Source organism: Paracoccus sp. (in: a-proteobacteria) (assembly GCF_032007265.1).
GTDB lineage: Bacteria > Pseudomonadota > Alphaproteobacteria > Rhodobacterales > Rhodobacteraceae > Paracoccus.
This window is the reverse complement of the sequence record NZ_DALZMB010000066.1, coordinates 1-23,888: the sequence shown is the minus strand read 5'-3', so window position 1 is coordinate 23,888 and position 23,888 is coordinate 1. Positions and strand designations below refer to the sequence as shown.

The following is a 23,888-nucleotide window of genomic DNA, read 5'->3' as shown; positions in this document are numbered from 1 at the left end:
TCCAGCAAGCGCTTGAATGGGCCTTCGCCACGGAATGCGCGCAGCTGGATTTTGACCAGTTTGGGGCAAAAGAATTTGAACGGCCTGCGGCTGATAGCGTGTGGCGTTTGCAAAAGCAGCGTGAGTTGGGCTGTAGGGTCGATGGTGGTGGAGCCAGTGATCCGCATCCTGATGCACAGATCATCGCGGCGGCTGTCGAAGCTTTGCCGACAAGCGTTGGAGGGCGCGCCATGGCCATGCAGGTTGCAGAGTTGGCACGCGCGCGCAGTTGCCCGGACTGGGGGCAGGATGAGCGGCAGCATTATGTTCCACAAAGCTGGGCAGGGCAAAATCAACACGGCCCTTATGCAGCAACTCGGGTTGTCGGCCTCGAGCGTGTCAGTTCTCGTCGCGGTATGCGCGAGGTTGAGGTTTTGGCCTGTCCTGTGATGCTGGTGCCAAGTGCGGCTCAGATTGCCGCCAAGCGGCGCAACTATCTCGCTTGGTATGGTGCCCTGCTGCATCTGATGGTGGAGGTTTCTTACGATGCTGGTCTTGATGGTGTTTCCATTGTCGATGATCTGCCCGCGTTGGCACCTTGGCATGAAGCGAAGAATTTGCGTTGACAAAATGAGCCCCCCTTGATTAGTTGCCGTTACCACTCCTGTGCCCGGATGAGAGATCATCGCGGGCACTTTGCATTTCATCACAGCATTGGTTCGATTATGCCCAGCAAGCCCTGTGCGGTCCCGGGATGTCGGGCGATTGTTGCCGTCGGGACGGCGCGGTGCAAAAGACATCAGGTCGACGATGAGGCCCAGACCAAAGCAAGGAAGCCGTCAGGCGGTTGGTACGGGCAAGCTGGCAGCCGCCATGATCGCGGCTACGGCTCGGCCTGGGATCAGTTGCGCCTTCTCGCGCTTGAGCGTGACAAGCGCCTCTGCGTTCAGTGTCTTCTCGGCGGCAGGCCAGTTCCGGCTCATAGTGTTGACCATATCCTGCCCAAGTCCAAAGGTGGCACGGATGACCTCGACAACCTGCAATCCTTGTGCCGGTCCTGTCATGCGGCAAAGACCGCGCGGGAAGGTGCAGCGGCTCAGGCTGCTTTGCGGCTTGAGGCCGAGCCGTCGATTGGTCCAGATGGTCGACTGATCATTCCCCAGCAATGGGGTTACAGCATCCCGCGCGGTGTCCGGCCATCAGCCATTCCGGTCACGATTGTTTGCGGCCCTCCTGCCTCGGGCAAGACGACGTGGGTCCGGGATCGCGCGAGGCCGGGGGACAAAGTCATCGACCTGGATGAGATCAAGCTTCGCGTCGGCGGCACACGCTACGATCAGCGCAAGGCAATATTCCGAAAGGCGATGGCTTATTGGGATCTGATGATCAGATCGCTTGCCGATGATGTAGCAGGCAGGGCTTGGCTGGTCGTCACCGCGCCAAGCAAGGCTGAGCGCGCGATGTGGCTTGAGGCTCTCGGGCCAAAGGCTGAGCTCAAGGTTCTCGATGTAACCGCCGCCATCTGCATTGACCGCATCCGCTTTGACCCAGCGCGGGCTGAGACATCGAAAGCGCTGATCGATCTGGTCAGGCGGTGGGAGCGATGAGCCACCGGGCGTCCTCTTGATCCCTGCGGGGAGGGGGAGGGGTCTAAATTTTAGTCGATCGACCCCGGACCGGCGGGGGTAGTCAAATTCTCGCGCGCACCATTTTGAAAGGGGGGGGGTAGTTAGCATGGTTAAGACATTGAAGATCGATGACATTCTTGATCGGCTACCGCCGGTCCCGGATTATTTCACCGAACGCCATATGGAACTTGTCCGCGCGCTCGTGGCCGTGCTGTTGCGCGACGGAATGTTCGATGAAGCGGTCTGGCTTCAGGTCCAGCGCTATGTTGTGCGCCGCGTGAAGTGGGACGATCTCAACTTCGATCTGGAAACAGATGCCGATGAGGACGAGAAAGGCTTTGGTTCGCCAAAAGCGCAGCAGCTTGCTTATCTGGACAAGCTCCTCACGCCGCTGGAACGAGAGCTGTTTTTCACACCCGCGTCGCGCAAGGAAAGCCTCGGCTCTGCCCAGACCTCCTTCATGGATGTGCTGACTGATGGCGGCAACGCCGCGCCGGTGGCCGTGCGCGCCGAGCCAGCCAGCGCCGTGACGCCTTTCATCCCGCGTCGGAGGGCAATCGGTGGCTGATGGATCCTTGTCATTGCTGCTGTCCTGTAGCGATCGTGCGGTGGCCTATGCTGACTTGGTTGTGTCGGGCGGGATGCCGTCCTGCAGGAAGGTCATTCAGGCCTGCCAGCGCTTCCTTGATGATCTCGATCGCCAGTGCAGGCCCGAGTTTCCCTATGTCTTCGATCCCGACGCTGCCGAGCATATGGCCGCGTTCATCGAGGCCATGCCGCACATCAAGGGTCGGTGGGCCGCGCAGCGTGAGCTGGTAAGGCTGGATGACTGGCAGTGCTTTCTGATCGCCAATATCGCGGGTTGGCTTCATGCTGAGACCGGCATGCGCCGTTTCAAAACGGCCTATGTCGAGGTGCCGCGCAAACAGGGCAAGTCCACGCTGCTCTCTGCGATGGGGCTCTATTTTCTGATCGTGGATGGTGAGCCGGGGGCCGAAGTTTATTCGGCCGCCAGCAACAGCGATCAGGCGCGCATCGTTTTCGAATCTGCCCGCAACATGATCCTGCGCGCACAGGTCGATGGAAAGCCCGCAGTCGAGGCGCTTGGCCTCACCGTCGAGCAGCACCGGATCAAAACGCCGGACGAAGCCGCCGTGTTTCGCCCGGTCGCGGCCCAGACCAAATCGCAGGACGGCAAGAACCCGCATTGCGCGATCGTGGATGAGCTGCACGAGCACCAGAACCGCGATGTCTGGGATTCGATGGATTCGGCCCTCGGTGCGCGCGAACAGCCCTTGCTGATCGCGATCACCACCGCAGGCAGCAATACGGCGGGGGTTTGCTATGAGCAGCGGACCTATCTCACCCGCATCCTCAACCGCACGCAGGTCGATGAGGAATACTTTGGCCTGATCTATGAGGCGGACGAAGGCGATGATCCGGGCGATCCGGTGACCTGGGCGAAGGCCAACCCGGGCCTCGGGCGCGCGAAGGGTCTGGAATACATGCAGCGGCAATGGACGAAAGCCAGCGCTTCGCCCGTCGCCATGGGGGAGTTTCTGCGCAAGCACCTCGACATTTGGACCAGCGTCGGGGCCTCGGCGCTCGATCTGACCAAATGGCGCGCTGCCTTTGACCCCAGCCTCTCGATCGCGGATTTCGCGGGCGAGCCTTGTTATGTCGGCATCGATCTCGCCACGCGGCAGGACTTTGCAGATGTGGTGGTGGTGTTTTTGCGGGGGCGCAAACTCTACGCTTTTGCCAGGCATTTCCTGAACCGGGCGGTGCTTGAGGCTCCCGGTAATGAGCAGCTGTTGGCTTGGGCGGAACAGGGGAAGATCCTGACCACCCCTGAAGCGGGCGAGCTCGATCTGAACATGGTTCAGGCCTATGTTTTGTCCCTGGTCGGAGAGGGTTCGGATGAGTTCGAGTTTCCGCTGCTCAACCTCAATATCCAACAGGTCATTTATGACCCGCAGTTCGCTCACCAGATGGTGGCGACATTCGAGGCGAAGGGTCTGACCTGCGTCGAATTGCAGACCAAGGCGCGCAATATGAACGAACCCTTCAACCGGCTGATTTCTGCGGTTGATGACGGGCGTCTCATCACCGACGGCGATCCTGTGCTGGAATGGATGGCCGGGAACGTTCTGCAAAAGAAAGTGGTGGGCGGCGATTACATCTTCCCGACCCGGGCCAATCCTGAGGACAAGATCGATGGCGTGGTCGCGCTGATCAACGCGCTCTGGGCGATTGAATATCCGGATGAGGAAGAGGTTGTGGTCTCCCCTTGGGATGATCCTGATTTCAGTTTGGTGGGCACATGAACCTTTTTGGCTTGGAAGTGCGGCGCCGTGAAACGCGGGCGGCGTCGGTAGAGAGCCCGACGGTAGCGATCAGCTCCGAAAATATCCTGTCGTTCTTCGGGGTAGAGAGCGCGGCGCTGCCTCACGTCACAATCGCCAATGCGCTGACCGTTCCGGCGGTGCTTTGTGCGGTGACGTTCCTGTCACGGACGCTGGCAGCGATCCCGCTGCATGCATTCCGAAGGACGGCGGATGGGTCAGAGCGCCTGACCGGAGAAACCGCGCTGACCGTCGGCGAATTTCCCAATGAGGAGATGGATAGCTTTAAAATGCGCCAGTATTTCTGGCAGCAGGTGTTCACCGGCGGGCGCGGTCTCGCGTGGATCGAGCGCAAGGGCGAAGAGGTTGTCGGGATCTGGCCGATGGATCCGCGCAAGGTCAGCGTCAAGCGCGTCAACATGCGGCTGGTCTATACTTTCGAGGGTAAGAAATACCCCGCCGCCGATGTGATCGATGTGCCTTTCATGCTCAAGGAAGACATGATCGGGCATGATGGCCCGATCAACAAGGCGCGAAAGGCCATCCAGCTCGCGCTGGCCATGAACGATTACGGCAGCAATTTCTTTGCTGGTGGCGGTGTCCCGCCGCTGGCGCTATCGGGGCCGCTGCCGCAAGGGGCTGACGGCCTGAAGCGGGCCATGGGCGACATGACCCGCGCGATTGACGCGGCCAAGTCATCGCAAAAGCCGGTGTTCCCAATTCCGCCTGGGCACGAATTGAAGCCGGTCGGTTTCGATCCGGCCAAGGGCCAGATGACAGAGGCCCGCCTGTTTCAGATCCAGGAGATTTCTCGAGCATGGCAGTTGCCGCCTGTCTTCTTGCAGGACTTGAGTAAGGGCACCTTCGCCAATGTCGAGCAGCAGGATCTCAGCTTGATAAAGCATCTGCTGAGCCAATGGGTGAAGGCCTTCGAAGGCGAGGCCAATTTGAAGCTGTTCGGGCGCAACTCCGCGCGGTCTGTGGGCGGTCGCTTTATCGAGCACAACCTTTCGGGCTTGATGCGCGGCGATTTCAAGACCCGGATCGAGGGCATCGCGCGCGGGATCCAGACCGGGCAGATTACACCGAACGAGGCGCGCGCCTTGGAGAACAGGCCGCGCCACAGCAATCCGGCAGCTGATGAGCTGCTGGTGCAAGGTGCAACGGTGGTTCTGGGGACCGCCGCAGTGGGCGCGCCTCCGAACGATGATGCCACGCCGCCCGAGGATGACGCCCCGCCTGCTGCGGATGATGGAGATGATGATGTCGACGAAACCTGAGGACGAAAAACGATCCATCATCCTGCCGGTGGAGCGCCGTGCGGATGCTGATGGCAAGATGACCGTCGGCGGCTATGCTGCGGTCTTTGGTGAAGTTACCAGCATCGGTGGCTATTTCGATGAGGTTCTGGCACGGGGCGCATTCACCAAGACGCTGCAGGTCGCCGATGTCCTGGCTTACTTTGACCATGACCGGGGCCGCATCCTTGGTCGTTCGACGAGCGGCACCCTGCGTCTATCCGAGGATGCCCGAGGCCTCGCGGTTGAAATTGATCTGCCCGATACGTCGGATGGCCGTGATGTGCGCACGCTGATCGAGCGCGGCGATATTCGCGGCATGTCCTTTGGCTTCCGAGTTACCCGCGAAGAATGGGATGAAACCGGCGACACGCCCAAACGCACGATCCATGAGGTCGAGCTGCGCGAGGTCAGTATCGTGTCTGAACCTGCTTATGACGGCACCTCGATCGCCATGCGGTCGTTGGACGCGGCCCGCAAAGAGCGCCGAGCCAAAAACTTCACCGCAGCGGAGTGCCGGATCTCGGCACGCCGCGCCAATGCTGAGTCGCGTTTCCGCGGCATCCTCTGAACTGACCCGGGCTTTCCCGGAGTGGGCAGCGCGCACCTGCCTTTTACCCGCTTCAGGCGGATTTTTCTGCGTGATATTTGCATAGGAGGCCCAGATGGCTCTCAAAGACCTGATCGAAAAGCGCAATAAATTGGTGACCGAGGCCCGCTCGGCGCTGGATGAAATCACCAAGAATACCGACGAAAGCCGTGCGGCCGAGCTGGATCAGCGCCATGACACGATCATGGCTGATTTCGACAAGGTTGAAGGCCAGATCAAGCGCGAGCAGCGCATGGCTGACGCTGAAAAGCGCGCGGCGGATGCGGAGGAAGAGCAGCGCTCGCGCCAGCGCCCGATTTCCGGAGGTGAAGGCCGTGGCCAGGATGACGGCGACAAGCTGGAATACCGTGAGGTCTTCCACAAATATGTCACCCGTGGCGCTGATGTGAACGAACTCAGCGCCGAAGAGCGCTCGGTGTTGAAGGCCGGCGCCCAAGAGATGCGGGCGCAAAACACCGGCACCACTACGGCGGGCGGCTTCACGGTTCCGACCGAGCTGGCCAACCAGATCATCAAGTCCATGTCGGCTTGGGGCCCGATGTATGATGAGGCGATCACCACCACCATGATCACGGCATCGGGCAATCCGGTGAAAATCCCGACGGTGGATGACACGGCGGTGACGGCAGAAAAGCATACCGAAGGTGCCGCCCTGACCGATGATGGCGGCAAGGATGTCACCTTCGGGCAAAAGTCGCTCGACGCCTATGTCTACGATACCGAATTCGTGCGCTGGTCGATGGAACTGGGGCAGGACAGCATCTTCAACTTCGAAAGCCTGTTGGGGGAGCTGCTGGGGGAACGCCTCGGACGCATTGCCAACCGTGAGCTGACTATCGGTGACGGCGTTGGTGATCCCAATGGTATCGTGACCGCATCGTCCCTGGGCAAGACCACCGCCGCAGCCGCTGCCATCACGGTCGATGAGATCATTGATCTGATCCATTCGGTGAACCCGGCTTATCGCCAGTCGCCCAAAGCGCGCTTCATGTTCAATGATCTGACACTGGCGGCGATCCGCAAGCTGAAGGACGGTGAAGGGCGCTATATCTGGACCGGCGGCGATATCCAGAACGGTATCCCTGGCACCTTGCTGGGCTATCGCTACAGCATCAACCAGGCGATGGACGGCCTTACCGCTGCCTCGAAACCGATGATCTTCGGCGATTTCGGCAAGTATTTTGTCCGCAAGGTGGGCACTCCAGTAATCGGCGTTCTGCGCGAGCGCTTCTGGCCGGATCTCGGCATGGCGGGTCTGATCCGCTTTGACGGTGAGCTCGGTGATACTGCTGCTGTCAAGCATCTGATCACCGCTGCCTAAGTCATCAAGGCGGGGTTTCGGCCCCGCCTTTATTCTTTGGAGGGCAAGATGAAGCTTAAGATGCTGACCGGCCTGAGCGGGCCGGATTATAACCTCGCACCCGGCGATGAGCGCGAGTTCCCTCAGCCTGAGGCTATTCGGCTGATCGAGGCGGGTTTTGCTGTCGCGGTCGATGCAGAGCCTGAAACCGCCACCAAGAAGCGCGCCCCTGAAAAGCGCGCGAAGGCCTGATCATGTGGTATGCGGTTTCCGATGAGGTGACGGAGGAGGCGGTCACTCCCGCCGAGGTGTCTCGCCAGTTGCGGCTGAACCCGGATGAGGATCCTGCGGATCACGATTTGCAGGTTTCCGCGGCGCGTGCGCATGTCGAGGCCTATTGTAATCAGTCGTTTGCCGCGCATTCCATGGAGTGGGCTTGCGACAGCTTTGCAGATTTTGCGCGGTTGCCCGCCGCGCCCGCCGCCTCGATCACGGCGATTGCTTATGTCGATGGCGCTGGAGAGGCGCAGAGCCTGGGCGAAGAGGTGTTCATTCTGCGCGCGGACGGGCTCGAACCTCGCATTGATTTACGGCCAGGCATGGCATGGCCGCAGATCCAGCAGGGATCGCGCATTAGCGTGACGGGCAGTTTCGGTGGGCGCTGTCCGAAGGATGTGAGCAACGCCATGCTCTTGCTGATCGGCGGTTGGGATGATGTGCGCGAAAACGCCGTGCAACCGATCTGGACAACAGTCGATAGTCTTCTGAGCAACCACCGCAGGGGGGCTTGGTGATGGGCGCAGATGTCAGGCCGGGCGGGCGGCAGTGGCGCGTCCAGTTCATGCGAGCTGAAGATGTGGACGACGGCTTTCAGTCTCGGCCCGGTCCTTTTTCTGCTCTGGGAAGTCCGCTGCGGGCTGGTCTTCAGGTGGTCCGGGATGCAGAGCGATATGCTGCGGGAGTTGTAGGGGTCGAGGCTGTCGCGCGGTTTACCGTCCGGCATTCGCCTTTCACGGCTCAAATCACGCATAAAGACCGGCTCGTTTGCGAGGGGCGGACCTACGGCATTGTCGGGATCAAGGAGCTTGGCCGTCATGTCGGCTTCGAGATCACAGCCTCGGAGGTCCATGAATGATTTGCGTGTTTCAAGCGAGGGTGGATTGATGGCGAATACGACCCGAATGCATGTGCAGGGCTTGGCTGAACTGGAAAAGGCGCTCGACAACCTTTCCAAATCGGTCGGTAAATCCGTCCTGCGCAAATCTCTGCGCAAGGCTGCTGAGCCAATGCGCGATTTGGCAAAGTCGATTGCCCCTGTTGATGATGGGGATCTGCGCGATTCAATCATCATCGGCGGTCTTTTGAACAAGAGCCAGAAGAGCAGGCAACGCAAACTTACGGAAGATGAGCGGTCCTCGATCGAGCTGTTTGTCGGGCCTTCCTATAAAAAAGGGGCAGGGGGGCGGCATGGCCACCTCGTTGAATTCGGCACAGCGCCGCACATTGTCGGTGGGGTGTTCAAGGGAGCCAAGCATCCCGGCACGGCCCCACAGCCCTTCATGCGCCCGGCCTTTGATGCCGAGGCGCGACCCACCGTGGCCCGCCTCGGCCCCCTTCTGATGAAGGAGATAGAGAAGGCGGCCAAGCGGCAGGCCAAGCGCAATGGTTGGGAGGCTTAAGCGGTGGAAGAAGAGTTTCGTGCGCTGCTGCAAGGCTCGGCAGCGCTGACCGCGATCGTGGCGGCAGAGAAGATCAATTGGGGCGAGGTGCCTCAGGGGGCCCGCCCGCCCGCTATCGCGCTGCATCTCATCGACAGTGTGGATGGGCTGACCCAGCAAGGGCCGGATGGCCTCTGGCAGGGTCGGGTGCAGGTCGATGTTTACGATCTGACCTTTGGCGGGGCGATGGCTGCCGCCCGCGCCGTGCAGGGGATCTTGCGCGGCTATCAGGGTGGCGGCTTCAGGCTCATCACCTTGGCGCAGCAGCGCAGCAATAAGGACCAGCAGGCGGTGGATCGCCCCTATTGGATTTCCATGGATTTCATCACGAATTGGAGACGCGAACATGGCTGAACGCTATTCGCAGGCCGATGTCAGCTGGGATGACCAGCTCTACGTTGGCCGTTTTGCCTCGGGCGGTGGCGAGCCCACCTTCACCCAGATCTACGGCATCGAAAACCTGCCCATGCCGGAGCGGGCTCCCGAAGATCTGGATATGACCCATCAGCAATCACCGGGGCGCTCGCGTGAGACCAAACCGGGCCTGATGGCTGCGGCTGATTATTCGCTCGATAAACAGCTTTGGGCCGAGGATGAGGGCGATCTGCTGCTCGATGAACTCGCGGGGCTCTCTGAGGCTGGGACCGAAGAAATGGTTCTGATCGAGTTTGTCGTCGCTGGCATCCGCCGCACCTATCGCGGTTATGTCAATGCCTACACGCCGCAGGCTCCTGTGGGCGAAAAGCGCCCGGTCTCGGTGGCCTTCAAAATCTTTAACCGGGTGACGCCTGATCCGCGGCCCCTTCCGCCGGTAGGGCCCTGATCATGGCAAGCATTCGTGGTGAAGTTGTCCTCAAAGCAGGCGGCAAAAATTATCGTCTGTTTCTCGGCATGAGCGTTCTGGCCGATCTGCAGGATCAGCACGGGGCCGATTTCCTCGAGCGATTGGAGCCGCCGGAAGGTGCGCCGCCCAATTGGATGCCGCCGCTGAAGATCGTGCAGGATACATTCCTCGGAGCCTTGCAGCGCTACCATCCTGATGAGGCAGATCGCTGGCTTGTCGATGACCTGATCGCTGGAAATGAGGGAGCCTTCAATTTGTTGATGAATGGCAGCAGCCCGGACGTTGAGGCCGTGCCTGCGGGAAAGGCCACGGCCCCGAAAAAACGGCGCTAGATATCGGGGCCGCCCATCAGGCTTATATGCTGGCCGGGCTTGACCCGGCGCGCTTCTGGGATCTGACCCCTCGGTTGCTTTTCCTTGAACTGGACGGCGCTGCGCTGCGCGAAAAGCGGGCGCGCGAGCTGGTCTGGATGGGGGCGATGCTGCCCTATCTCGAAAAGTCGCCGACGCTCGAGCAGTTCATCGGCGAAAAGCCCGACCCGGCTGAGCGCGCACAACAGTTCCACGCAGAGTGGGACAAGATCGACCGGGCCTTGGCCCGACGTGCCGGGCCGTAGCGGGTCCGGCCTTTTTCTTAGGTTTGGGGATGGAGCATGGTCGCATCGGTTATCGGCGCGCTGCGCGTCAATCTGGGGCTGGATAGCGCCCAGTTCTCGCGTGGGCTTGGTCAGTCCAGCAGCAAGTTGTCGCGCTTTGCCGCATCAGCAGGAAAGATTGCGGCTGGTCTGGTGGCGTCCATGGGGACAGCCATGACTGCCATGGGCGTGGGCGCAGTGCAGGCAGGCGCCGAGATCGAGCGGCTTTCGCAGGTCGCAAACACCTTGCCCGATCAGTTTCAGCGCTGGGGTGCTGGCGCGAAATCGGTCGGGATCGAGCAAGAAAAGCTCGCGGATATCCTCAAGGATGTGAATGACCGGGTTGGGGATTTCGTCCAGACCGGCGGCGGACCGATGAAGGATTTCTTCGAAAAAATCGGCCCCAAAGTCGGGGTCACCGCACAGCAGTTCCGCAACCTCTCGGGCGCAGATGCCTTGCAGCTCTATGTGTCCTCGCTGCAAAAGGCCAACGTCAACCAGCAGGATTTTACCTTCTACATGGAGGCAATGGCCTCTGACAGTACGCTCCTCTTGCCGCTCCTGAAGGACGGCGGGTCGCTGATGAAGGAATATGGTGATCGCGCTCAACGCATGGGGGCAATCATGAGCGGGCCCATGTTGGCCTCGCTGAAAGAAGGGAAGACCGCAATCTCCGATATGCGGATGGCGGTCGAGGGCATGAAAAACACAATCGGGGCCCAAGCGGTCCCGGTGATCAAGGTTCTGGCGGCTGCGGTGACGGCAGCTGCGACTTTCTTTCACCAGCATGCTGCCACGATTTCGGAAGCTCTGCGCACATTGGCGGGCGTCGTCATCGTTGTCGCCTTGGCCTTCACCACGAAATACGCGGTGGCGATTGGCGTGTCGTCAGTTCGGGCGATGGTCGCCTTTGTTGCCCAGTCGATAGCGCTGGAGATGGCGCTTGGGGCGCAGTCTCGCGCGGCGGCGCTGGCCAGCGTCGCGGTCAAAGGCCTCTCGGTCGCATTCGGTTTCCTGCGCGCGGCGATCCTCGCAACCGGGATCGGGGTTCTGGTCGTTGGGGCCGGATATCTTATTGGCAAGCTGATCGATCTGATCAGCAAGGTGGGTGGGGTCGGCAAGGCTTTCCGTCTGCTGAAGGATGTCGCGGTCGAGATCTTCGACCGGATCGGGATGGCCTTCGATATCGTTCCCGCTGCGGTCTCGGCGGGTGTCCAAACCATGAAGAGCGTTTTTCTGGGCGGACTTCATGACATGCTGGCGAATTTCGCCTGGTTCATTTCATCGATCGCACGCGGGATGAACGCGGTTTTGGGCACCGCGCTCAGTGAGGAAGAGCCGTTTCAAGATGCTATCGCCGGTCTCAGCCGGGGCGCTTCTGAGGCTTCCGATGCGGCTGAGGCTGCCTCGGGGCGGATGACCGCGGCGTGGCAAGGGGCGACGGCACCGCTTGAATCTTTGGCGGCGTTGAATGCTGCGGTCGCAGAAAGTGCAGATGAGGCGGCGACAAGCCTTGGTGGAGGGGGCGGTGGCGGCGGTGTTGCGGGTGCTGCTGATAAGGCTGGAAAATCTGCAAAAGCCGCAGCCGAAAAGCTGACCCCGCTGCAAGAAGTCATGAAGCGTCTGCGCGAGGAAAACGAGAAGCTGAAAGGCACGTTCGGCCTTTCCGACACTGAAGTGGCGGTCTGGGAAAACATTCGTGAGGCGCAGGTCTCGGCCACCAGCGCCACAGGCCAGCAAATTGCGGCTCTGACCCGGCAGAATAAAACCATGGAAACCGCCAATGAGCGGGCCAAGGACTGGCGCGACACGATGAAAGACACATTCAAAAGTGTCGCGTCGGGGGCCATGAGCATCAAGGATGCGCTGACCAATATCATCACCAAGCTCTTGGAGATGAAGGCAGCGGCGATGTGGGACAACGCTTTCGCCAGCTTCGGCGGCGGGGGTGGGTTTTCCCTGAGCGGCCTCGGCAACCTGATCCGGGGTCGCGGTGATGTGCTGGCCGGCGCGCTGCGTGGAGCCGGGCTTCCGGCTGTGCCTGCTTTTGCAACGGGGGTTAAAAACTTCCGGGGCGGGATGGCGCGGATCAACGAGCGCGGCGGCGAAATCGTGTCCTTGCCGTCTGGCGCGGATGTCTTGCCGCATGACTTGTCCAAGCGCCTTGTCGATCGCGCCCGTGCCGAACCTCAGGTCGTGGATGTTCGGGTCGGTATCGACCCGCGCAATGGCAATGTGACGCAATATGTCGATCAGCGCTCACGGATCTGGGATGGGGTTTCGGCCCGTGCCCAGCAAAAAGTCATGCCCAATATCATTGCGGATCAGCAAAGGCGAAGGATACCCTGACTATGGTCAATACTGTCATCACGATCCCGCATGGCGTCATGCGGGTGCTCAATTGCGATTGGCAGATCGATTGGCGCTCGCAATCGGCGGGTGAGGGCGTGGATGGTGGAGAGCAGATCTTTGCCTCGCCCTTCCCGAGGTGGATTGGTTCGCCGCAGCTCGTCCTCGAGGGCGAGGCGCTGCGCCTCTGGCGGGCGACACGGGCGCGGGCACGCGGGCGGGTCAATGTCTACCGCGTGCCTTTCCTCGAGCGCGACGGTGTGCCCACCCCTTATGGTCAAAGCGACAGCCTCGGTCAGCCCCTGCACGGCGATTATGGCGATGGCCCCACGGCGGTCCTGGCGAGCAATGCCGCTGCCGGGGCCGTCCAGATCACGGTGACGGAACCATTCTATCCCGCGCGCGAGGGCAGTTTCATCTCGATCGCCGATTGGCCCTATATCGTCGTCGGCCGGGTGCGGGCGGGGAGCAATTGGCGCCTGACCATCGAAATGCCCCTGCGGCGCGCGGCGGCGGCCGGGGCGGTCGTCAATCTCTGCGCCCATGGTCTCTTTCGCGCGACCGATGACCTGATGGGCAATCCCGCTTTTGGGGTGGATGGATTGTCCACCCCGGAGCTTTCCTTTGCAGAATGGATCACGCGACCATGATCGAGCCCCGCGCCGAGGTCATCGGCATCCTGCGCCTGGCTGAGATCAACACCAGCGAGGGCGTGTTTCGGTTCATCCTCGGGATGGATGGGCGCTTTGTCGATGTGAACAAGCGGGTTTGGCTCGGCTCGACCTTGCTCAATGTGCCGGAGATCGAAGTGCTGATGAATGACAGCGCGCCGAGCGGCAGTCTGACCTTTACCTATCTGCAAGATCCTGATGGGCCGGATGTGGTCGCGAAGATGAAGCAGCTGGGGCTTGCCTACATTTATGATCGCCCGGTGCGCTTCTACGCGCAGCCGTTCCATGACCTCTCCGAGGTCGGCGCGCCGGTTGAGCCGCCCGTGCTCCTCGCAACCCGCCTTCAAACATGCCTGTCGTTTCGGGTCGATGGACCGTCGCAGCGTTCGATCACGCTCACATACGAAAGCATAGGCGCGACCGGCAACCACCAGCCGCGCCTGATCTATAACACCCAAGACCATGCAGCTTTGATCGGGCGGGCCAATCCCAGCCTGCAATACATGCCGCAAGAGGTCGAAAACGATGAGCCGTTATTCGGATGATCAGCCCCCTTTACGCAGAGTTGAACCGATGGCGGATCACGCCATGGGAATGGGGGCGCATGGATTGCGTGCTTTCGCTGGCAGATTGGTGCCTTGCGCAGGGCTGGCCCGACCCGATGGCAGATGTCCGCATGACCTATCACGATCGCAGCTCTTGTCAGCGCGAGACCGGGTTTTTGCGCGAGCCGCTGGGGATCACGTCGCGCTGCTTTGAGGGCGTGGCGGGGCTGTCGGTCGTGGCGCGTGCCGCGCCGGGCGACATCGCGATCCTGAGCTTTGGGCAATATGAGCATTTTGGCGCGGTTTGGGCAGGCTCACATGGCTGGGCCAGCAAGGATGAGGGCGGGGTGACGTTTTATGACCCGCGCCTGGTGCCCGCTGTTCTTCGAATCTGGGGGGTGGGCTATGCGCCTTAAAATCGCGCTTGTCGCGCTTGCCCTGATGCTGCTGGCGCAGCCCTCGGAGGCTGGCCCTATCGCGGGTCTGGTCGTGTCGATCGCGGGCATGTGGGCAGGGCAGGCGGCAGCTACAGCGCTGATCAATGCAGGTCTGATCGCTGCGGGCGGCTTTGCCGCTATGGCGGTGACCGTCGGTGTCGCCACGCTCGTGGGGATCGCCTATCAGATGCTCATGCCGGTCAAGCAACCGGACTTCCCGGCGACCAATTACAACCCGCAACAGCCGGTCAGTTATATGACGCGTCTCTATGGGGTGGTGCGCACCGGCGGGCCGATTGGCATGACCAAGTTCACCCGCGTGCCCGATTTCCCGGGCAAGGGTCGCAAGCGCGAGTATCGGGTCTATACGGTGATCCTGGCCGCGCACCGCATTAAGGGCTTGCTGCAATGGTATGTCGATGATCGCGCGGTCACGCTCAACGCCAATGATTTTGTCGTGCAAAAGCCTTATGACCCTGCAGGTGATGTTGGGCTGCGGTTTCATCGCGGTACGATGGATCAGGCGGCGGATGCGCTGTTGGTGTCCTCAGTCCCGGAATGGACGGCGCAGCATGATATGGCTGGGCTCGCTTATGTCGTGGCGCGCGCCAAACGCCTCGAGGATGAGAACTTCAACGAGATCTATCCGAACGGCAAGCCGGTCATCGCGCCCGTGGTTGAGGGCAATGATAATATCTATGATCCGCGCACCGGCACGCGCGGTTATACCCGAAATTGGGCTTTGTGCTTTGCGCATGAGCTGAACAACTATCAGGGCGTCAGCGTCGATTGGGATCTGGTCGCGCTCGAGGCCGATGTCTGCGACCAGCAGGTGCCCAATGGCGAAGGCTCGACCCGGCCCCGCTGGCGCGCGGATGGTCTGTTCACCTCCGACATGACCGATGCCGATGTGCGCGCGCAGTTTCTGACCGCTGCAGCTGGCATGTTTTATGAGACGGATAGTGGCAAGGTTGGTTTCTTCGCGGGTCGCTGGATGGAGCCCGAGCTGACCCTGACGCCCGCAGACTTCCTGACCTACACCCTGACCGAAACGAAAGACATCGATGCGGCGGCACAATATGTCACCCGCTACATCGAGCCCGCCAATGACTTTCGCGAAACCCCGTCAGGGACGTGGAATCGGCGCGACGGGCGCGCGCGAAAGGAGATCAAGGCCCCGCTGATCTCGTCTCATCACCAGGCCATCGCGATCGCCAAGCTGGCGGAAGCCTCGGACAATGCCCGCTACCAGATCAGCGGCACCCTGAAATTTGTCGGCATTGAGCTACGCGGCAAGCGTTTCGTGCGCTTTGATGATCCAGCCAGCGGCATCAGTTTCGCGGTCCAGATCAAAAAGCTGGCCTTGGGTGAGAGCTGGATGACCTGGTCCTTCGAGGGTGCCTCGACCGAGCCGGGTGACTGGCTCGTCGGTGCTGACGAATTTCCGTCGCGTCCGGTCTATAGCAAGCTCGATAGCGATGCGGTGATCGATCCCGTGGATGGGTTCAACGTGGTCGCGGGCCCGTCAACCTCGGGCGCGGCCACCCTGATCGCCACTTGGGTTGCCGATGACGGCAGCTATACGCAGCAGCTGCGCTTCTCGGTGGCAGGCTCTGAGCAATGGCAGGTCGTGGATGTGCCAAAAGGATCGGCGCGCCATCAGCAATCCGGGCTTCTGGACGGCGAATTTTACGAATGGCAGATCCGCAACGGCAGGTCGGGAAAGTATTCGGACTGGTCTTTGCCCCTCACGGTGCAGGCCATTGCCGACACCGCTGTGCCTCCGGCCCTGATCGGCTTTGACGTTACGGGCGGATCCGGCCAGGCACTAATCAGCTTCGGGACGCCAAACAGCCCGAAATACAACGCCGCCCGCATCTATCGCGGGCCCTCGGCCGTCTTTGCCGACGCCATGGTTGTCCACACCGAATATGGCTCAGCCAATATCGATGAGAGCTGGACCGATACCGGTCTGGCTGCGGGAACCTATTGGTACTGGGCCGAACCCATCAACCCATCTGGCAGAGCCGGGCCGCGCAGCGGGCCTCTCAGCGCTGCGGTGATCTGACCTTTCAGGAGCAATCATGCCAACGACCATTAGCGGTCCCGTCCTTTTGCCGGACGGGTCCAATCCTCAGCATGGGCGGGTGATTTTTACCGCGCGCCGCGCTCGCTTGGCTGGATCCGTGGTTGTGCCCGCACCGATCGCGGTGCCGATTACGGCGGGCGCGATCTCGGTTGCGCTGCAGGGCGAGGCCGAGGGCTTTCCCTATGCCGTCTCGGTTGAATACTTTTCTGCGGCGCACAATCGGGTTCTTGTCTCGCCTCTGCCGGATATCGTGGTCTCGGCTGAAGCGACGGGCACGCTCATCTCCTTGGCGGCCGTCAGTATCCCGACCGATGCAGCCAGCGCCGTGCGCATCAAGCGCGGTGATACGCTGAACCTGCCGTTCATCTGGCTTGATCGCAACAATCGCCCGATCAGCCATGCGGGCGTCACCATCAGCTCGGCCCTGCTCGGTCCGGACGGCCAGCGGCGCAACCTTACCGTGAGCAAGATCGCCCCCGCGACCTCGGGCGCGGTCGAACTGGCCATGTCGGCCGGTCTGACAGCGCAGTTGCCCCTCGGCGCCCATCACATCGACATCAAGTTTTCGACCGGGGCGCGCGTCCTGCGCACCATCACCGGCCAGATCATCGTGGATCAGGAGATCACCCCGTGAGCGTTTACGACAATAGCAAGGCGCTGTTTTTTACAGGCGGAACGCTGCCAACCGGCGGGGTGTCTCCGGGAGAGCTAGGGGCAGAGATCGAGGCGCGTGAGGCGGCAATATCCGCTGAGGCTGACGCGCGTCTTGTTGCAATGGCTGCCGAAACTGAGGCGCGCGCCAATGGCGATGCTGTCCGGCCAACTGCGGCGGATCTCGGCGCCACGCGCTATCCGGGCGATGAGCCGTCCGGCATCCAAGGTCTGGCGGTGGATGTGGTGCGCCGCCTGATCGCGGGGATTGCACCCGATGGGCGCGGCTGGTTTCCGTTCGGCCTCGATCTCAGCGCGGGCGCGATGCCACGCTATCCCGGCGATGAGATGGCGGCATTGATAGACGCGGCCAATGGCGTCCCGGTTCTCGGCCTGCCGTATGAGGCCGGGAAGGCTTGGCTTTATGGCTGGGATATCGATGCCCGCGTCTATCCTGGCGACGATATCTATGTCGTGGGTGATGATCTGGCAGGCACCCCATTCATGGGCTTTGACCGTGCAACTGGAAGGCCCTGGTGGATCGACCAGGGCGGTGAGGGCCCGCAGCCGCGGTCGAGCGTCGAATTCGTCGATCCGGTCACGGGCGTGCAGCCCTATATGGCGATCCAGTCTGGCGAGGTCATCCGCTACATGGACGCGGCCAAATGGCCTACGCGCATGATCGGCTTTGAGCAGCGTGTGATCAACGATCAGGCCCGCGCGATTGCCCAGACGCCCGATCCGGCGCTTGGCATCATTAGCTTTGGTGGTGGCACGACCTATGTGCAGACGCCCGGCAACGACTACCCCTGGCATGCTCTCGGCGCAGATCTTCTGGCCGCTGACGACGGCCTCGATGCACAACGCGCGGCGGTTGAGTTCCTGATGGCGTCGGATGCTGCCCACAAGCCGCTCTATTCGGTCTTTGCTCTGTCGGAGCCTATTGGTTCGACGGTGGAAGCCGATGCGCTGCCGGGATCGAGTTTTCGCGCCTCGATCAAGGCCAAGGTCGCAGCCGCCAAGGCCAGCGCCGCTGCATTCGGTAAATCGCTCTATATCGACCGCATCCACCTGTCGTTGCTGGAGGGGGACCGGACAATCTCTCAGCGTGCCGCCGATCTGCATTATGCCGGTGTGGGGCAGGATCTCGCGATGGAACTCGGCACCGAGGCGGGGCAAGGCGCGCTGCCCGTGGTCGTGATCACGCAGAGCTTTGGCGATCGCGCCAACGGCATCAGCAATGTGGCACTGGCCGAGGGTCGCCTGCACTGGGAGCATTGGTCGCTGCGCATGGTCTGCGCCACCCCGCGCTATCCGTTCGCCTTGGTGCCCGGCATGCTTGGCCTGCACACGCCAGAGGCGGCGCTGAAGATTGCAGAGTTGCAAAATCTCGCAGCCACCACCGTGCTGTCGGGGCAACGCTGGTATCCCCCATCGCTAGAAAGCGCCACGATCAGTGGCAGCACCATTACCGCGCGCTTCTCCAGCCTGACCAACAGTCTTGATCTGCGCGACCCGGCCAATCACGGCTTCGCCCTGCGCGGAGATGCCGCCAGCATCTCTAGCGTCACCATAGCCGGTCTACTGGCCACCATCACATTGTCCACCGCGCCGACCGGCACGGATCTGCATCTGGATTATGCCTATGGCCAGACCGGCGACCCCGGCGACGGCTATGCCGCCAATCGCGGCTCCATCACCGATGGCTGGACCCAACCCTCACGGCATGGCGGCGATCTCTACCGCTATGCCCTCTCCAACCGCGTCCCCGTTTTCGCTGCATAAGGATCTGCCACATGGCTCTCATCACCATTCCCAAAATCCTGCCGGTCCCCAGCGACATTCCGCAGGCCTCGTTCAATATTGGACGCTTCACCTCGGTCAAAGACTGGTGGACGCTCAACCGCGAAGCCTTCAATGGCCTGACCCTGCGCCCACGCAAAGGCAGTATCGGCCTGAAGGCGGTCGGCGCGCTGGTGACGGAAGACGCGTATGGGTTCAACTTCCCACGCGGCAACGGCGAAACTACGACGCCATATATCGAAGGGCGCATCCCGGCGCCCGCATCGCTGAAGTTTTCCATGGTGTCGATCCAGCGCATTGATGCGATTGGCTATGAGCCCTGGGGGCTGAGCTTCGGCGGGAATAATCTCACAAGCGATTTTCGCATTCGTCCTGCCCCGATCGGGACCGGACCAAACCAAACCCTAGCCGTATATGGGCCAGGGCAGAACAATGCTTATGCCATCCCGAACAGTCCGCGCGCACCTGTTGGCGTGCCCTTTGTTTACGGGCTCTATCTGGACCTTAGTGCCGTGCTCGCAGGAGGGCCGCTGGTCTTCAAGGCGACGATCAACGGCGGCCTCACGGTAGCAGATGTCTCACTACCCTTGACGTTGAGCAGCCCAGAAACCCGCATTGCCGCCAACTTTTACCTCAATATCCTGCGCGCATCTCCACCGGATGCTGGCCTTGGTCCCGTAATGGATCTCTGGAACATCGATGGTGACGTGTTTGCGCAGCCTGAGCTGTTGGCAGAGATCAATGGCTATGCCGCGAAGTCCTATGGTGTGGGGGTCTGATTATGCCTAAGCCAAATATCTTATTCGTGGCTGTGGATGACCTCTGCCATCTCCATGGCATGCTCAAGCCGCTGATCGCTGGTTTCAGCCTGCCCAACCTTGAAGCCCTCATGGGGTCGGGCACAGACTTCCAGCGCGCCTATTGCGCGGTACCGATCTGCGAACCGGCGCGGACGGCGATGATGACGGGCCTAAGTCCCGCCGCCACAAAGAGCTTTGATTTTCAGGCAGGCTGGAAAGATATCGTCCGGCCAGAGCATCTCTGGATCTACCGCTTGCGTGAGGCGGGCTATCACATGGTCACGCAGGGCAAGATCTTCCACGGTGGCGGTCCGTATCCGCCGCCAGAGCCGCAATGGGTTTACGACGTTCTTTGGGACGATGATCGCTACACCTTCCACCAAACCTGGCCTGATCCAGCCGCTGCAACGGATATGGGCGGCTATAAGGGCGAGGGGGCGTCTTCTGCGAGCTGGCCAGACTCCTATGAACCGGAGTTTTACGATTATAAATGTGCGTCCCGCGCTATCGGATTTTTGAACAGCTATTCGGGCGCAAAGCCGTGGTTTTGTGGCGTCGGTTTCTATCGGCCCCATGACCCCAAGGAAGCGCCGATCAAGTATTTCAACATGGTGCCGCTCGAAAGCATCGGGGTTGAAAGCGAGTGGGTGAAAATCTGGGATGTCAGCCAGTTTGCCAAAGATTACGTGCGCCAGTTCAGCACGGAAATCATCAAGACCAATCCTGATCCGACGCAATGGACGGCGGCGGATTGGCTTTTGGTGCGCCAGACCATCCGCAATTATGCGGCAGGGGCGCTGTTCATGGACGCAATGCTCGGTCGCCTCTTGGCAGCCCTGGCCGCCAGTCCCTTTGCTGACAACACCATTGTCACCTTCTATTCCGATCATGGCTTCCATCTCATCGACCATAATCAGCACGGCAAGTTTACCTTGTACGAACAGGCGACACGCGCCCCGATGGTGATCCGCATCCCTGGTCAGACACCCCAGCTCGTCACGACGCCAGTTAGCCATCTCGACCTTGGCGCAACCATTTTGGACTATGCTGGTGTGGCAAAGCCCGTGGACCATCGCGGGGTCAGCCTGCGCCCGTTCATTGAGGGCGACCCTTCGGCTACTCATGCCCCCGTGCCGACCTTCTGGTACGGTTCGATTTCCATGATCGATCAGGATCTCAAACGGATCACGCTCTATAGCGATGGCTCCGCTGAGATGTACGATGCTGGCAATGATCCTTGGGGCTTTACCAACCTTTGGGGCAGCGATCCCGACTTTGCTGCCAAGCGCGATCTGGCGATTGCCACGGCCTATGACTGGGGCATGCTGATTGTTGAACAGGCAATTGACGTGTCGCGCCCGTCGCATCTGCAATCTTATCTCGGAACGATCCCTACCGAGGTGCCGGTTGCAACCTCGATCGTCGCGCTGTCCAACCTGCATGAAAAGGGTCGTAACCCATGGAGCAATATGCAGTACCGCAATGGGATGGTCGAAAATGAGATCATGCGGATGCCTGCTCATGTCAAAGACTATCGCATCATGGGCACCACCAATCCCGTGAGGAAATACACGCTTCACGCCAACGACGAGGACAACACGATCAATGCGGCCGGCTGGAATACGGATATCACCGTCTACCTCGGCCCTGGCAATGATCGGTTCTCAGCCGCGCAGGGCAAAACGATTGTTTACGGTGATGAAGGTGATGATCACATCACCCTTGGTAATGCCAATGGCAGTATCGGCTATGGCGGGACTGGTAATGACACCATTATCGGCGGCACCGGCAATGATCGCCTGTATGGTGATGATGGTGACGACAGCCTGTCAGGTGGCGACGGCAATGACACGCTGTTCGGCGGACCGGGGAACGATATCATGAACGGCGGCGCGGGGAACGACGTGTTCCACCTCGATGGTGGTGTGGATCGCGCGACTGGCAACACGGGCGTCAATACCTTCCACGCCTATCGCACAGGGCAGATGTCTACGATCTACGGACTCGGGGCCAATGATGTGATCGACCTGTCGCGGTGGGCTCCGCTTGGGGCGGTTATAGTCGAGACCGTCCCCGGCGGAACCGTTGCAAGGGTGGGCATGGAGCGCCTGTTTTTCGAGGGGCATTCGGACGGCTATGTTCGACCCAAGATCACAGGGGCGGCGCTGGCTTAAAGCGCAACCGAACCTGTTATGGCTGGCGGCGGTGACGCCGTCAGTATAGCCACTTCCGCAAGGCATTTCACTCGAGGTATTAAAATGCGGTTTGTGGCAGTCGGTGGTTCCAACACGCTCATGAAGGGCGGCTACCTTGCATATATCGATGCTTACCTGCCCGGTGCTACGGTTGTGAACCTCGGGATCGGAGACACGAACTCTGCGATGGGCTTGTTTCGCCTCCTTTCCTTCGATGATCTGAGAAAGGATGACATCGTCATCTGGGAATATGCGCTCAATGACGCATTTTCTCTGAATTCTCGCCCGGACTCATGGTTCCTGCGCAATCTTGAATATGTCATTCGACACTGTCAGGCCAAGGGTTGCAGGGTGTTGCCCATTATTTTGGCAAATAAGCCGTCTGATAACGCTGTGAGACCATCCGCGTATCGCGCAAAGATTCATCATCTTTGCTCTGCATACGGTATCGACCTCATCGATATTCCGAATGATCTGCGGGCTCTGTTCAACACGAAGTTTCTTGACCCTAAGTTCTATAGCGACCCGAGCCATTACCGGAGAGATGGCAAAATCGTCAAACTCATAGCATCGCGGATTGCTCAAGAGGCGCTGCGTGGTCTGCGACTTCCTCGTGAGATCTTCGGCATATATGTCCGCGACGGCTTTGCGCCGCAGATTAGGACTGATTTTTCGGGAAGTGCGCGGCGCAACTTTACGAATAGCATCATATCTTACGATTATCATGACCTGCGAGACGGTCCTGTTGAGTTCGTTCCGAACACCCAAGAGGGCACCATCATATCATGCATTACTTTCGTAAGTCCTTCCGCAGGTAAATGCGCGGTTGAGATCAAGACGCTTCCTGCCGATGCACCCGTTAAGGTTGCTATGTCTATGCAAAACAGATTTGCCCATCAAACGATGGTTCTCATGCGAGCAAACTTTGGGGGCAAGGGCGTGTATGATATCCCTGCTGACGAAGGGACGATCATCAAGTTCAAAGATTACGAATTAAGCGACGATGATGCAGGTTTGGCTCGTGGGATCGTAGCGATGTTGACCGAGGAGGCATGCTGATTTTTTGCAGATTTAAGGCTGACATCTAACACCGGCCCGCCTCTGGCGGGCTTTTTCATGCGCAGGAGGCGCAATGACAGACGATCCGATACCGATCTGGGCCTCGATCAAGGCGGCCATCGTCGCGATTCCTGTGCTGGGTGCCGCGCTCTGGGGCGGCTTGGGTGGGGCGACGAATGCGCTGGTGATCAAGGTCACGGCGCTGGAGGCCATCCGGCACATTGCCATTGGGGCCGCCATCGCGGCTGGCCTCGGGGGGCTTGCTGCGCCGCTGGTCGGCCACTGGCTCGGCTTGCCACCCGGCACGCTCAACGCCCCTGAATGGGCAGCGGGAGGGACGGCCGCCTATCTGACCGGCTCGCTTGGCGCGGCCATATTCGAGGTGCTTCTGCATCGCATCAGAGGGGGGAGGTTGCCCCGTGATAATCCGTGACCCAAGACCAGAAGTTAGCTGCCCATTGCGCGCCTGCTTGGTGCGCGTGATTATGGCGGGATGTGTCGTCGTGGCTTGGATGATGATGCGCTGACCGACCCCGTAGATAACTTTGCGCATGTTGACGGGGCCGGTAGCCGCGTCGTCCCAACGGAGACGACTCAGGCCAATTAAAGCGTACCACACAGTTTGGCCGTCGTGCGGTTATTTCATTTCTGAGGAGGCCTATTGGCAAGACTGCTCCAATAATTGGGCGAAACGCTCAGTCATTCTATGCTCTGACTGGCCCCCGCCGTGATCTTGCGCAACCAGACAGGGGCCGCCGGCCTGCGACGGATCCTTCATCAGAAGGCGCGAGCCGTCCCCCATTTTACCACATCACCCCGCCATCGTGCGGGGTTTTTCATTTCAAGGAGAGACCATGGGCAAGATTGCTTTGGTGATCGGGCATAACGCTCGATCGCAAGGTGCTGTGCGCGTCACGGACGGGCGCAGCGAAT

At 60.5% G+C, this 23,888-nt stretch carries 26 protein-coding genes; all 26 read left to right on the top strand.

Going from position 1 to position 23,888, the window contains the following annotated elements; translation table 11 throughout:
- The coding region (locus RTS12_RS13760; protein WP_312529477.1) for a hypothetical protein at window positions 1–605 on the top strand (605 nt) is incomplete at its 5' end.
- 99 nt (window positions 606–704) lie between these two features.
- Window positions 705–1,586: an HNH endonuclease gene (locus RTS12_RS13755; RefSeq protein ID WP_312529475.1), complete on the top strand. Its 882-nt coding sequence runs from the start codon at window positions 705–707 to the stop codon at window positions 1,584–1,586.
- A gap of 127 nt (window positions 1,587–1,713) precedes the next feature.
- Entirely contained in the window at window positions 1,714–2,175 is a 462-nt protein-coding gene (locus RTS12_RS13750; RefSeq protein WP_312529473.1) for a hypothetical protein, read from the top strand.
- Window positions 2,168–3,934: a terminase TerL endonuclease subunit gene (locus tag RTS12_RS13745; RefSeq protein ID WP_312529472.1), complete on the top strand. Its 1,767-nt coding sequence runs from the start codon at window positions 2,168–2,170 to the stop codon at window positions 3,932–3,934. Before RTS12_RS13750 ends, RTS12_RS13745 begins: the two co-directional genes overlap by 8 nt.
- A complete protein-coding gene (locus RTS12_RS13740) occupies window positions 3,931–5,232 on the top strand; it encodes a phage portal protein (RefSeq protein ID WP_312529470.1) in 1,302 nt (433 codons plus the stop codon). The genes RTS12_RS13745 and RTS12_RS13740 overlap by 4 nt, the downstream gene beginning before the upstream one ends.
- Window positions 5,216–5,821 carry an HK97 family phage prohead protease gene (locus tag RTS12_RS13735; protein WP_312529468.1) on the top strand — a complete coding sequence of 202 codons (606 nt, stop codon included), beginning with the start codon at window positions 5,216–5,218 and terminating at the stop codon, window positions 5,819–5,821. The genes RTS12_RS13740 and RTS12_RS13735 overlap by 17 nt, the downstream gene beginning before the upstream one ends.
- Before the next feature lie 94 nt (window positions 5,822–5,915).
- On the top strand, window positions 5,916–7,181 hold the full coding sequence (locus RTS12_RS13730) for a phage major capsid protein (RefSeq protein WP_312529466.1): 1,266 nt from the start codon (window positions 5,916–5,918) through the stop codon (window positions 7,179–7,181).
- A 48-nt stretch (window positions 7,182–7,229) separates the two neighbouring features.
- The gene (locus RTS12_RS13725) at window positions 7,230–7,412 is read left to right on the top strand and encodes a hypothetical protein (protein ID WP_312529465.1); all 183 of its coding nucleotides are present in this window, start codon (window positions 7,230–7,232) and stop codon (window positions 7,410–7,412) included.
- Between the two features lie 2 nt (window positions 7,413–7,414).
- Complete coding sequence (locus RTS12_RS13720) at window positions 7,415–7,954, top strand: hypothetical protein (RefSeq protein WP_312529464.1); 540 nt, start codon at window positions 7,415–7,417, stop codon at window positions 7,952–7,954.
- Complete coding sequence (locus RTS12_RS13715; RefSeq protein ID WP_312529462.1) at window positions 7,954–8,295, top strand: head-tail adaptor protein; 342 nt, start codon at window positions 7,954–7,956, stop codon at window positions 8,293–8,295. The genes RTS12_RS13720 and RTS12_RS13715 overlap by 1 nt, the downstream gene beginning before the upstream one ends.
- Before the next feature lie 28 nt (window positions 8,296–8,323).
- Window positions 8,324–8,839, top strand: coding sequence for an HK97-gp10 family putative phage morphogenesis protein (locus RTS12_RS13710; protein WP_312529460.1), 516 nt, complete (start codon window positions 8,324–8,326; stop codon window positions 8,837–8,839).
- 3 nt (window positions 8,840–8,842) lie between these two features.
- Complete coding sequence (locus RTS12_RS13705; protein WP_312529458.1) at window positions 8,843–9,232, top strand: DUF3168 domain-containing protein; 390 nt, start codon at window positions 8,843–8,845, stop codon at window positions 9,230–9,232.
- Window positions 9,225–9,701, top strand: coding sequence for a phage tail tube protein (locus tag RTS12_RS13700; protein ID WP_312529456.1), 477 nt, complete (start codon window positions 9,225–9,227; stop codon window positions 9,699–9,701). Before RTS12_RS13705 ends, RTS12_RS13700 begins: the two co-directional genes overlap by 8 nt.
- Before the next feature lie 2 nt (window positions 9,702–9,703).
- The gene (locus RTS12_RS13695; RefSeq protein ID WP_312529455.1) at window positions 9,704–10,054 is read left to right on the top strand and encodes a hypothetical protein; all 351 of its coding nucleotides are present in this window, start codon (window positions 9,704–9,706) and stop codon (window positions 10,052–10,054) included.
- A 26-nt stretch (window positions 10,055–10,080) separates the two neighbouring features.
- Complete coding sequence (locus tag RTS12_RS13690; protein WP_312529453.1) at window positions 10,081–10,338, top strand: hypothetical protein; 258 nt, start codon at window positions 10,081–10,083, stop codon at window positions 10,336–10,338.
- A 36-nt stretch (window positions 10,339–10,374) separates the two neighbouring features.
- A complete protein-coding gene (locus tag RTS12_RS13685; protein ID WP_312529451.1) occupies window positions 10,375–12,705 on the top strand; it encodes a hypothetical protein in 2,331 nt (776 codons plus the stop codon).
- A gap of 2 nt (window positions 12,706–12,707) precedes the next feature.
- A complete protein-coding gene (locus tag RTS12_RS13680) occupies window positions 12,708–13,355 on the top strand; it encodes a hypothetical protein (protein WP_312529450.1) in 648 nt (215 codons plus the stop codon).
- Window positions 13,352–13,921 carry a hypothetical protein gene (locus RTS12_RS13675; RefSeq protein WP_312529448.1) on the top strand — a complete coding sequence of 190 codons (570 nt, stop codon included), beginning with the start codon at window positions 13,352–13,354 and terminating at the stop codon, window positions 13,919–13,921. Before RTS12_RS13680 ends, RTS12_RS13675 begins: the two co-directional genes overlap by 4 nt.
- Window positions 13,918–14,337 (top strand): DUF6950 family protein, encoded by a 420-nt coding sequence (locus tag RTS12_RS13670; protein WP_312529446.1) that lies wholly within the window; start codon window positions 13,918–13,920, stop codon window positions 14,335–14,337. Before RTS12_RS13675 ends, RTS12_RS13670 begins: the two co-directional genes overlap by 4 nt.
- Window positions 14,327–16,426: a hypothetical protein gene (locus tag RTS12_RS13665; protein ID WP_312529443.1), complete on the top strand. Its 2,100-nt coding sequence runs from the start codon at window positions 14,327–14,329 to the stop codon at window positions 16,424–16,426. The genes RTS12_RS13670 and RTS12_RS13665 overlap by 11 nt, the downstream gene beginning before the upstream one ends.
- 16 nt (window positions 16,427–16,442) lie before the next feature.
- Window positions 16,443–17,081, top strand: a complete 639-nt coding sequence (locus tag RTS12_RS13660) for a hypothetical protein (protein ID WP_312529441.1) — start codon at window positions 16,443–16,445, stop codon at window positions 17,079–17,081.
- A complete protein-coding gene (locus RTS12_RS13655; protein WP_312529439.1) occupies window positions 17,078–18,883 on the top strand; it encodes a hypothetical protein in 1,806 nt (601 codons plus the stop codon). The genes RTS12_RS13660 and RTS12_RS13655 overlap by 4 nt, the downstream gene beginning before the upstream one ends.
- 11 nt (window positions 18,884–18,894) lie before the next feature.
- Window positions 18,895–19,680: a hypothetical protein gene (locus RTS12_RS13650; RefSeq protein WP_312529438.1), complete on the top strand. Its 786-nt coding sequence runs from the start codon at window positions 18,895–18,897 to the stop codon at window positions 19,678–19,680.
- Window positions 19,681–19,682: 2 nt separating this feature from the next.
- A complete protein-coding gene (locus tag RTS12_RS13645) occupies window positions 19,683–21,875 on the top strand; it encodes a sulfatase-like hydrolase/transferase (RefSeq protein ID WP_312529436.1) in 2,193 nt (730 codons plus the stop codon).
- Between the two features lie 84 nt (window positions 21,876–21,959).
- Window positions 21,960–22,955, top strand: a complete 996-nt coding sequence (locus RTS12_RS13640) for an SGNH/GDSL hydrolase family protein (protein ID WP_312529434.1) — start codon at window positions 21,960–21,962, stop codon at window positions 22,953–22,955.
- A 73-nt stretch (window positions 22,956–23,028) separates the two neighbouring features.
- Window positions 23,029–23,388 (top strand): hypothetical protein, encoded by a 360-nt coding sequence (locus RTS12_RS13635; protein ID WP_312529432.1) that lies wholly within the window; start codon window positions 23,029–23,031, stop codon window positions 23,386–23,388.
- Window positions 23,389–23,888: the final 500 nt, after the last annotated feature.